General features: G+C 33.1%; 9 protein-coding genes and 1 pseudogene. 1 reads left to right on the plus strand and 9 read right to left on the minus strand.

The window, feature by feature from the left end:
• Positions 1-398 precede the first annotated feature (398 nt).
• Positions 399-1,274, minus strand: coding sequence for an alpha/beta hydrolase (locus tag Q4Q35_RS09305; RefSeq protein WP_303277700.1), 876 nt, complete (start codon positions 1,272-1,274; stop codon positions 399-401).
• 155 nt (positions 1,275-1,429) lie between these two features.
• Between Q4Q35_RS09305 and Q4Q35_RS09310 the strand changes: the two genes are divergently transcribed.
• On the plus strand, positions 1,430-2,944 hold the full coding sequence (locus Q4Q35_RS09310) for an MptA/MptB family glycosyltransferase (protein ID WP_303277701.1): 1,515 nt from the start codon (positions 1,430-1,432) through the stop codon (positions 2,942-2,944).
• Here Q4Q35_RS09310 and Q4Q35_RS09315 read toward each other — a convergent pair.
• From Q4Q35_RS09315 to Q4Q35_RS09350, 8 genes and pseudogenes are all read right to left on the minus strand, one after another.
• Positions 2,914-3,138: a hypothetical protein gene (locus Q4Q35_RS09315; RefSeq protein ID WP_303277702.1), complete on the minus strand. Its 225-nt coding sequence runs from the start codon at positions 3,136-3,138 to the stop codon at positions 2,914-2,916. The genes Q4Q35_RS09310 and Q4Q35_RS09315 overlap by 31 nt on opposite strands.
• A gap of 29 nt (positions 3,139-3,167) precedes the next feature.
• A complete protein-coding gene (locus tag Q4Q35_RS09320) occupies positions 3,168-3,449 on the minus strand; it encodes a hypothetical protein (RefSeq protein WP_303277703.1) in 282 nt (93 codons plus the stop codon).
• A 422-nt stretch (positions 3,450-3,871) separates the two neighbouring features.
• Positions 3,872-4,243: a hypothetical protein gene (locus Q4Q35_RS09325; protein WP_303277704.1), complete on the minus strand. Its 372-nt coding sequence runs from the start codon at positions 4,241-4,243 to the stop codon at positions 3,872-3,874.
• 360 nt (positions 4,244-4,603) lie between these two features.
• Positions 4,604-5,491 carry a pseudouridine synthase gene (locus Q4Q35_RS09330; RefSeq protein ID WP_437439742.1) on the minus strand — a complete coding sequence of 296 codons (888 nt, stop codon included), beginning with the start codon at positions 5,489-5,491 and terminating at the stop codon, positions 4,604-4,606.
• A 106-nt stretch (positions 5,492-5,597) separates the two neighbouring features.
• Positions 5,598-6,290, minus strand: a complete 693-nt coding sequence (locus Q4Q35_RS09335; protein WP_303277705.1) for a T3SS effector IpaJ family cysteine protease — start codon at positions 6,288-6,290, stop codon at positions 5,598-5,600.
• Positions 6,291-6,367: 77 nt separating this feature from the next.
• Positions 6,368-7,168, minus strand: coding sequence for a hypothetical protein (locus tag Q4Q35_RS09340; protein ID WP_303277706.1), 801 nt, complete (start codon positions 7,166-7,168; stop codon positions 6,368-6,370).
• Between the two features lie 175 nt (positions 7,169-7,343).
• Positions 7,344-8,222 carry an IS982 family transposase gene (locus tag Q4Q35_RS09345; RefSeq protein WP_303277707.1) on the minus strand — a complete coding sequence of 293 codons (879 nt, stop codon included), beginning with the start codon at positions 8,220-8,222 and terminating at the stop codon, positions 7,344-7,346.
• Positions 8,223-8,255: 33 nt separating this feature from the next.
• Positions 8,256-9,416, minus strand: a pseudogene (locus tag Q4Q35_RS09350) (IS4 family transposase).
• Positions 9,417-9,679: the final 263 nt, after the last annotated feature.

Raw genomic sequence — 9,679 nt, forward strand, 5'->3', positions numbered from 1 at the left:
TCATATTTCAATATAAAACATGTGCTCAGCTTGACTGGGTATAAAACCATAACTAAGGCTATGATTGAATTTTCTATCTTATCTGAACAAAATATAATTCAAATTATTTATAGCTCATTTTAAATAATAATTGGTATAAGACGAACTAATTTTAAGAATAAACTCAATAATATCATCGTTTGTCGCCTTTAGCGCAGTCGAAAGGTTATTAAATTTACACGTTTAAATAGTTTTTTAGCTTGTCTTGAGCATAGCCGAAAGGCTCGAGGAGACACTACGTCATTATTATATCTGCTTGAGGTTTTTTGGTCTCAAGTCTCAACCTGGCACCCAAATTTAGTGTGCCGGTTTTTAATTAAATATGTTTGATATTAAATCGAATTCAGTTTATTTAAACCTTAGAGACCACGATTAATGGTTGGTTTACCATGCAAGTAACCTAATTTTTCTAAAAACACATCGGTATCATACATGGTTAAATTGAAGTGCTTATCCCCATTCTTTTCTCTAAAAAATTTACCGTTAAAAAACCCATGTCCAACATTTTCTACAGTAACTAATTCACATTTATTACCAGCTTCTTTCATCAGTTTTGTAAACCGTTCTGCATTTTCAAACGGAACTGTTGTATCCTTTGTCCCATGAAAATTAAGCATTAGAGGCATGCCTGTTTTTACTTGATGGCATGGCGATATTTCTGTTTCACGCCCTTTTACTTTTTTACTACCATACCCTTTATCTGTTGTATCGAAAACTGGGTTATATCCAACTACGGCATTAGGCACAGAGCTAATATCCAGATTTTCATTAGGGTTATCATGTCCATCAATAATTGCTGTGCATATAGCAACATGACCACCTGCTGAACCTCCACTCGCTATTATTTTATTCGGATCGACATTTAACTCTTTACAATGTTGACGCACCCAACGAATAGCCGACTTACCATCTTCTACACTCTCAAATGGGGAAGTACCATGTGTATTCTTTATCCGGTATTCTGCACTTATAGCCAATATACCCCTTGAAGCTAAATATTGACTTTGCTGATAAAATTGTCTTGGATGGCCTCCTTCCCAACCTCCTCCAAAGAAAAAAACAATTGCAGCTGTTGGCTTCATAGACTTTGGGGGATTAAATACATGCAAGTAAAGACTATCTCCTTTCACCACTTTATATAGTAGTAATTCATCTGGTTTAATATCTTTGGCTTTAGCACAAAATGATATTGATCCCAATATAATTAACAGGACTAAGAGTCTTTTTATTTTCATAAATTATAATTTCTACGATGCAAAGCGAATTTAGCATATTTCTCATAAAAATAAACAACGTTTAGAAAAGGTTATGAAAAGCTGTGAAAAGACTTTTTCTTAAAGTAAGTAAATTGATAATAAACGACAGATAAAAAATAATTACTTTAGGGGCTATGTTTTTAAATCCTGTTTTTTTGAAATTAAACAGAATACCATTATTACTAACAGTATTGTGCTTAGTATTTTATACATCCTTTGCATATAACCTGATTAGAACAGATTACATAAAGCTTATTATGCTTTACACGGCCTTGTTCTTTTTGTTTTATAAGCTGGTACAGCTTTTAAAAAATAACATGAAACTTTTAACATGGTTGGCTTTTGGTTTTCGGGCAATTTTCATTTTAGCCATACCAAATTTATCACAAGATTTTTATCGTTTTATTTGGGATGGCAGAATGATTTTAGAAGGTTTTAATCCGTATTTATATACTCCGGAATCTTTCATGGAAAAAGGTGAATTCCCTATAGCACAGGCTCAGGAATTATATATAGGTATGGGACCATTAAATGCAAGCCATTTTACTAACTATCCGCCAATAAACCAATTATGCTTTCTAATTGCAGGTCTATTTACAGGCAAAAGTATTTTAGGCTCTGCTATGATTATGCGATTGCTTATTATTGCTGCCGATTTTGGAACGCTTTATTTTGGTAAAAAACTACTTAAAAAGCTCAATATCCCTGTTTACAATATCTTTTGGTATATTTTAAATCCGTTTATTATTATTGAACTAACAGGAAACTTACATTTTGAAGGTGTTATGATTTTCTTTTTAGTGTGGAGTTTATATTTATTACACTCTGGAAAATGGCAATGGGCTGCTGTTGTTTTAGCATTATCTATTTCTGTTAAATTAATTCCATTAATATTTTTGCCTTTGTTTTTTCAGTGGTATGTTAAGCGACCTCTCGACTACGCTCGAGGTGACAACAATATTAATTTGCCCGGTCGAGCGCAGTCGAGACCTACAAGTAATAACGAGGATTCTAAAACCCATGAGATTGCGACATCCTTACCTCCTCACAATGACCTTCTAAAAAGAATGACAAGGTTAGTAGGATTCTACGCTATAACTATAGTAACTACTATGGTATTATTTGCGCCTTTTTACTCGTCAGAATTTATAAATAACTACGCCCAAACTGTTGGTTTATGGTTTCAAAATTTTGAGTTTAATGCTAGTATTTATTATGTAGCCAGAGAAATTGGATACTTATTTAGAGGTTATAACGAAATCGCTATTATTGGTAAGGTCACTCCAATTATTGTCGTTATGTTTGTTTTAATCATAACATTTTTAAGGGAAAATAAAACAACCGTTAAACTCATAACAGCCATGCTGTTGGTATTGTCTTTTTACTACTTTACCACCACCACGGTACACCCTTGGTATATTGCAACGCTTTTAATACTTTCTGTGTTTACAAGGTATAAATTCCCTTTGGTTTGGAGTTTCGTTATCATACTAAGTTACCTAGCATATATAAACCTCAACAAAGCAAACAAATCTGAAAACCTATGGATTATAGGTTTAGAATATGTTATTGTTTATGGAGTCTTTATATGGGAAGTCTTTATAAAAAAAAGACAACCTCAAAGTAGTTCTAAACGCTCTATTCTATAAATAGCTTGATCTGCGTCATCAAATACTTCTATAAAAGAGAGTTTAAAAGATTTTCCTATATAAGAGTCATCATTTTTTAAATCGTAATGATAAAGTGCTTTAGGATGGATTTCTTCAAAATCTAACTGTACGCCATCATCAAATAAAAAAGTATAATAACCGTCTTGATACTGTTGAAAAGTAGCTATTCCCATTTACAAATAATTAATATAGATAAAAAGTTTTATTGTTCTTCTTCATCAAAATTCGTATCTGGTACTGGTGCATTTGTAGTCTCGGTTTCTTCCTCATCTCCAAAATCTGCCATAGCTTTAGCTAAACGCGTTCCTACTTTAACTAAATAGATAACATCATCAGTTTTTACTTCAACAGCCTCAATTAAATCGTTATGTGCATTTCTAAATGAAATGATATGGTCATCATCATAACCATCTGGAAATCTTTCAACTAAAAGATTTAGAATATCTTTATTAAGTTTTTGATAGTCTACAATAATTCGTTTCATTTTCTTACAATTGGTTAAGTCTAAAATATTTTTTTGGTACTGTTAATATACAAATTAATTTCTGAATTTAGTTTATGAAAACTTTAAATAAGTAAATTTTAGTCGGGAGTATTTGCGTGCCTATAAGCTGCACAAATCTATATCTATACCTAATAGATATTCTGGAATAAACGGAAGTTAGCTCTAAAATTCGATTACTTTTCTTAAAAGTTGCTTTTGAATTTGACTTCCTAATTTTCAAAAACCCGAATACATAAACATATTTCATAATGCTTAGCTAAACGCTACTACAAATGAAATATAAAAATTTTAATTTTATGTTTTTTTTATAAAAAAAATTTAAAACGAAAGACGAGTTCAATTTTTTTACAAAAAAAAAGCTACCTTAAAAAAAGGTAGCTTAAATTTAATATTATTGCTATTTACAGCTTTTCTAGTTTGGTAATGGTATTAACTTCTTTTTTTATATCATTTCCATCAGCACTCTTAGTTACTACAACTTTGGTTGTATAAGTTACCTTAAAACTTACACCAACTAAAGTTTGAGAGCTTAAATCGAAATCACTTAAAATAGCATCATCAATTTTCTGGAATGATAATGTATCTGTTTCGCCATTACTTCTAACTGTAAAACGATATATACCATCCGCATGGCCATCGTAAACAGCATCTATTTCTTTAGAATCTTGAATAACCAATTGCACTTCATTCAAAGGCACTTCTGTCTTAAAACTTGATAATGTAAAAAACATCACCATAAAACTGCATAACATAAATAAAAACTTTGTTCTCATTTTGATAAAATTTAAAATTAGAATAAAATAATTCACAGGAGTTAACCTGCAGGTTAAGTTCATAATACACAAACAGTTTTACGTCTAAAACCATTAGTAGTTATTATATTAATAGGTACGCCCTAATATTTTTTTTAGATTTTACAAAACAGTTTTTAACTAAAGATTAACACAAACAGTTAATATTTAAGCTAAATGTTTTTCAAAAAAAAACATCTACTTAAAACCTTAAAACGCTGTGATTAGCTTGGTATAGTATGATTGCGGAAGTTATGAATAAGGCTTTTGGATATAAAAAGAACCTGTTCACAAGTAATGTTTAATACTCAATTGACATTATATTATATAATCTCTGAATTACTAAAGCATCCGTAAAGTATTCAATTCCTGTTCTGTAAGATGCTTCCATGAGCCACGAGGAATATCTTTTTTGGTAAGATGACCAATAGCAACACAATCTAAATTTTCAATTTCATACTTTAAATAATCGAAAATAGTACGAATGATTGTGCTTCCTGTATTTTTAATTTTGAGCCCTATTTCCCTTTTTGCAGCCCCTTCAATATAACTAATCTCTTCTACTGCTATTAATTTTCCATCTACTTTAAAGCCTGTTTGGATCTTTTTTAAATCTTCAAGCCTTAAGTTTTTATTTAATTCGATATGAAATAAACGAGGGATTCCGTTTTTAGAGTTTGTAAACTTATCTACAACAACATCATCATTAGTAAATAGTAATAGTCCTTTCGAGTTTCTACCTAAACGGCCAATAGGTTTTATTCTTGAAGTTGTTGCATTAGCGACTAAATCCATAACCGTTCTACCTTTCCCTTCGCTGGTTGTTGTAGCATAACCTTTGGGCTTATTAAGCAACACATAAGCCTTTTTTTCTGGGTTAATACGCGCGCCATCATAACGAACTTCGTCTTCTAATTTAACCTTATAGCCCATTTCTGTAATTACTTTTCCATTCACAGAAACTAGACCTGTAGCAATATGAACATCGGCTTCTCTGCGGGAACACACTCCAGAATTAGCTATATACTTATTTAATCTAATTTCATCTGGATTTGATTTTTTTGCAGGAGTTGAAGATTTTACTGGCCGGTCGCCTCTAGGTGTATTTCCTCGAGCATAACTAGCATTACCATTTCTTTCATTACCTCTTTTTCCAAAAGGCTTTCCTTTGCTTTTATTATTACGTCCCTTGCTCATAACTTTAATTTTTGCAAAGGTAAGTAAAGCCATTGGCTTTCAAACACCAAAATAATAAATTAGATTTTATTTAAAACTATAAAAGTAGCTATCCCAATAATACAGATAGCTACTTTTTTTAAATGCGCTAATGCCTCAACTAACTAATAACCATCCATAATCCAGAGAATGTATAATTCACTCCCATGGCGTCACCTGTATTAACCGGCGCCCAAGCATTGTTTAAGCTACCATCTGCTGGGTCGTAAAATTGATCATCGCTACCTTGTGCTACCCAATGTAGTCCGCCACCATTTACCTGTACACAAACTACATGGGTTTCATTAGCTCCCGGAGCTGCATAATCTCCTGCAGCAACATCTACATTGCCAGCTCCAACAACACCAGTACATCTGGGTGTTTCGCCGGGATATAATGTGTTCAATAGCATATATCCTGCTGCTTGTACATTTATCTGTGGAGCAACTCTTCCTAAATTTATGGCAACTTGAGCCATTGCAGCTGGAGAGTTATACACATTTCCTGCTGCAAGCAATTCTGGCACTACTGCTCCCGGTGGATTGGGGATATCATCATTCAAAATACCTGTAATGGTATAAACTGCTGCGCTTAATTGATGATAGTTATCTGCTAATGCTGTAGCTGATGCATTATCGACTGCCTGTGGCCCTAGATTGGCATAAGCAAGGTCGGCTACTAGTGGAAATACATCAAATGCTCCAACAGCCCCAATGATAGTATAAGCTCCACAGGCATTGGGATTATTTTGAGTCATTGCTGCCTGGTCTACTCCTGGTATTCCTGCTAAATTGGCTAAACTAATGTCTGGCATAATAAATAATTTTATTGTTTAATTGCCTACTCTATTCAGTTTTCGGCATACCTGTATTGAATTTTATTTTGTTTGTATTATGACCATTTCATAGTATATAATTCTGATATATTTTTACCTCGTGTTTCTGCTCCTCCTGTTTTTTCTGTATCAGATGTAACTGCTTTGTTTATACTTGCAAGAGATGCTGCTGTTCCTGCAGGTATTTGTCCACTTGTATCAAATAATAATTGATGTGTATGTTCTTTAAACTCATCTTCTTCTACTGTACCTACATTATCACCTTTTACAGTGCCTTCTCCTAGCGCAGTCCTATTTGCTGCATCCGGATCTATTTTAGCTCCATTATCCCATGCTCTACTAAAATAACCTCGCATATCTGGAAGCAATGAATTACCATTTGTACCAACACCAAATTTCCCATTCAGAAAAGAGTTTAGTCTTGTATAGGAATTTGATAGTTCTGCACTTGCTTCGCAAAGGGATAGTTCTTCTGCTGGAGGCACATCTGTAGACATATATTGTTTTCGTTCTCCAATGGTTCCTTCAATAATACATGGTAAGCTTTCAAGAGCAATACTACCAACATTAGCGTAAACTTTTTTTACGTATAATACAATGTCACTGGTACTGCTTTCAATAGACACTGTTAAATTCTTAGCTTGTTCATTTACATCGAGACTAATATCAATTTGTTTTGTTTCTCCAGCATCAAAAGAAACGGTCTTACTGCTAACATCCATTCCGTCTGATAACGAAAAAGTGACTTCGCAGCTCGAAGTCCCAGGAATTTGTATAACCGTACTGGCACTCACTTTTTTTCCTAAGAGTAAGTCACCCCAGCGAGGAAATTCATTAATTGCCTGAGAAAAGGTCATTAAATCGTCACCACCACTCTTTTTTAGTATACAAGAATTTGTTGTTGGATCGAAACTAACTAGACCACCGGTTCCTGTATCTTTGTAAACCCATCCATCTGGGTGATTATAGGTAACTGCCGTATCTACGGTTTGATTACTATAGTATAAAAAATTATAGTTACCCGTTGTGCATTTAGGCGATATTAACTTTTAAGTTATTAATATTCCTATTAAACACGAACTTATTGATAAACTGGACTACTGTCATTGCTGTGATTTTGGACAAGATTCTATTTTTGAATCCATCAAAAGATTTAGCATAATTTCGTCTTATCATAAATTGATCACATAATTGAGAAAATAAAGTTTCAATACGTTTTCTTGATTTTTTAAATATGTAGGGTTGTTCTTTGTAATTAATCTGGTTGCTTCGCATTGGCGTTTCCAATCTTACATTATAACTTTCAAACAAATTCAATTGATATTCAGAAGATAAATATCCTCTGTCTCCCAACAAGATACAATCTTTTAATTGCCCTTGGATATCTTTAAGATAGTTGATATCATGAACCGAAGCGGGGCTTATATCTAAACTTTCAATAACGCCTTGAATCGAACAAACAGCGTGAAGTTTATAGCCATAATAATGCGTAGATTGACTAGCACAGTATCCTTTCACGGGCTGACTGTAGTTTTCTTCTTTACATATTCTACTTCTTGAGCTCCTAGATAATTTGCATACCTCCAATGGCATACTGTCAACAATGAAACAATCCTGAGAGTTATTTAATTTAAAAGTCATCTGTTTTCGTATCGTTTCTCTAAAACTGAATAATTTTCGCTTACGCCTGTTATAAACACTGCGTTCTATTTTTTTGGATAGATCAATAGGCAATATCCTAAAAAGTTGACATTCACTATCAATACTCATATATTCTGAGGTCAAGTCAATGGCTATAAGTTCTAAATCGTTCAGCTTGGGTTTACGGATTTGATGTAAATAATCTGATTTTGTACCTAATCCTTTTAAAACCTCTAATATTTTATCGTAATTTGCTTTAAAGTTGTGCATCGCTAATTGTTGTGTCGTAACTACAATTTACTGCTATTTAGTAGTTTGCACAACTTTTTCTAAATGCACAACAGGTTTGTAATCTATATTTTTAAACAACTCATTTAGAGGCGTTTTATCTAGTAGCGATATTCCTAGAATCTGTAATATTTCGTAGGTTGATCGATTAATTTTCAACTCTTGAGCTACTATTGCCACTAAACAATAAGTGCTAATTGCTGTATAAATTTGTATTCGAACTGCATTTTCCGAGATTCCCCAAAAGGATTTGATTTTTAGATGTTGTTTCATCCATTTGAAAAACAATTCTATTTGCCAGCGCTTTTTGTAAAGCAAAGCAATATCTTCTGCGGTAGCCTCTATATTGTTGGTCAGAAACACAAATGTCCTTTTATTTTCGCTATTATAGTATTTGATTCGTCGAAGCTTATCAGGATAGTTTTTGGATGTGTAAAACCCAGATAATTTCCCTGTCTGGTCACACAACACACCTTTAGTCTTGTCTACCTTGGCAGAATAGATTCGATTAAATTTCATGTTCATTTTAGCTCTAATGACAAAGTAAGCTTCACAATTTGTAATTTTGAAAAGCCGCTCAAAGTCGAGATAGCCCCTATCAAAAACATAAAAAGCCCCAACTTCGTAAACCAATTCATCCATAGCTTTTACATCATGAGTGTTGGCAGGAGTAATATGTACAAAGCTTGGTATTTGAGTCTGAACATCAAAAAGTGTATGCAACTTGATTCCGCCTTTAGCTTTTCTAAATTTAGCCCACCAAAAGACATTTAAGCACAGATCTATTGTAGAAGAATCAAAAGCATAAATTTTTTGATGTTCAGTATCAAAATTTTGATCGGAAAACTTAACCTTTGTTATAGCTATTAAGTGATACGCAAAATCTTCAAAAATTCTATAATCACGTTTTTGATTTGCCTTGGCTAAATTACTCCTTGTAACTTTTTTGCCAATTCCTAAATGGTAGGATTTCTTATGGTGTGCCTCTAAAGTAACCACAAGATCTCGCAAACTCTCACGGTTTGTCAATTGTCCAAAGAGCATACAAAGCAATTAGTTCCAGCAAGTAAAGTGACGGACATATTTATTTCCACCGTATTTGTTAACGATACCATCAAAGGTACGCTTTGGTAAAAAACTCAAGATTTGAGCGAATACATATTTGCCTTGATTCATAAATGTCGCATTAAATTCGACGAACCTAGGCAATTCAAATCGACACGCAGCCAAAAACGCTATAATCTATAGATTATCAATAATTTCAAAGAACATTTAATTATTTATAGTGGACACTAGTGATAGTAAGTTGTAAATCTATATTTTTTAAGGAGCTCCGAGATAAACACGCCAAACCAGTATTGGATACCTTGAAAAAATGGTTGGAAAAGCAATTATATGCTGTACTTCCCGATAGTGTGACTGGCAAAGCTATGGCTTAT

The sequence above is a fragment of the Flavivirga aquimarina genome, from assembly GCF_030540835.1.
GTDB lineage: Bacteria > Bacteroidota > Bacteroidia > Flavobacteriales > Flavobacteriaceae > Flavivirga > Flavivirga aquimarina.

What these genes read in the sequence shown, in the direction of transcription:
- Q4Q35_RS09310 (WP_303277701.1), top strand. Translation starts at nt 1,430, where the DNA reads ATGTTTTTAAATCCTGTTTTTTTGAAATTAAACAGAATACCATTATTA.
- Q4Q35_RS09325 (WP_303277704.1), bottom strand. Translation starts at nt 4,243, where the DNA reads ATGAGAACAAAGTTTTTATTTATGTTATGCAGTTTTATGGTGATGTTT.
- Q4Q35_RS09340 (WP_303277706.1), bottom strand. Translation starts at nt 7,168, where the DNA reads ATGACCTTTTCTCAGGCAATTAATGAATTTCCTCGCTGGGGTGACTTA.
- Q4Q35_RS09335 (WP_303277705.1), bottom strand. Translation starts at nt 6,290, where the DNA reads ATGCCAGACATTAGTTTAGCCAATTTAGCAGGAATACCAGGAGTAGAC.
- Q4Q35_RS09320 (WP_303277703.1), bottom strand. Translation starts at nt 3,449, where the DNA reads ATGAAACGAATTATTGTAGACTATCAAAAACTTAATAAAGATATTCTA.
- Q4Q35_RS09305 (WP_303277700.1), bottom strand. Translation starts at nt 1,274, where the DNA reads ATGAAAATAAAAAGACTCTTAGTCCTGTTAATTATATTGGGATCAATA.
- Q4Q35_RS09330 (WP_437439742.1), bottom strand. Translation starts at nt 5,491, where the DNA reads ATGGCTTTACTTACCTTTGCAAAAATTAAAGTTATGAGCAAGGGACGT.
- Q4Q35_RS09315 (WP_303277702.1), bottom strand. Translation starts at nt 3,138, where the DNA reads ATGGGAATAGCTACTTTTCAACAGTATCAAGACGGTTATTATACTTTT.
- Q4Q35_RS09345 (WP_303277707.1), bottom strand. Translation starts at nt 8,222, where the DNA reads ATGCACAACTTTAAAGCAAATTACGATAAAATATTAGAGGTTTTAAAA.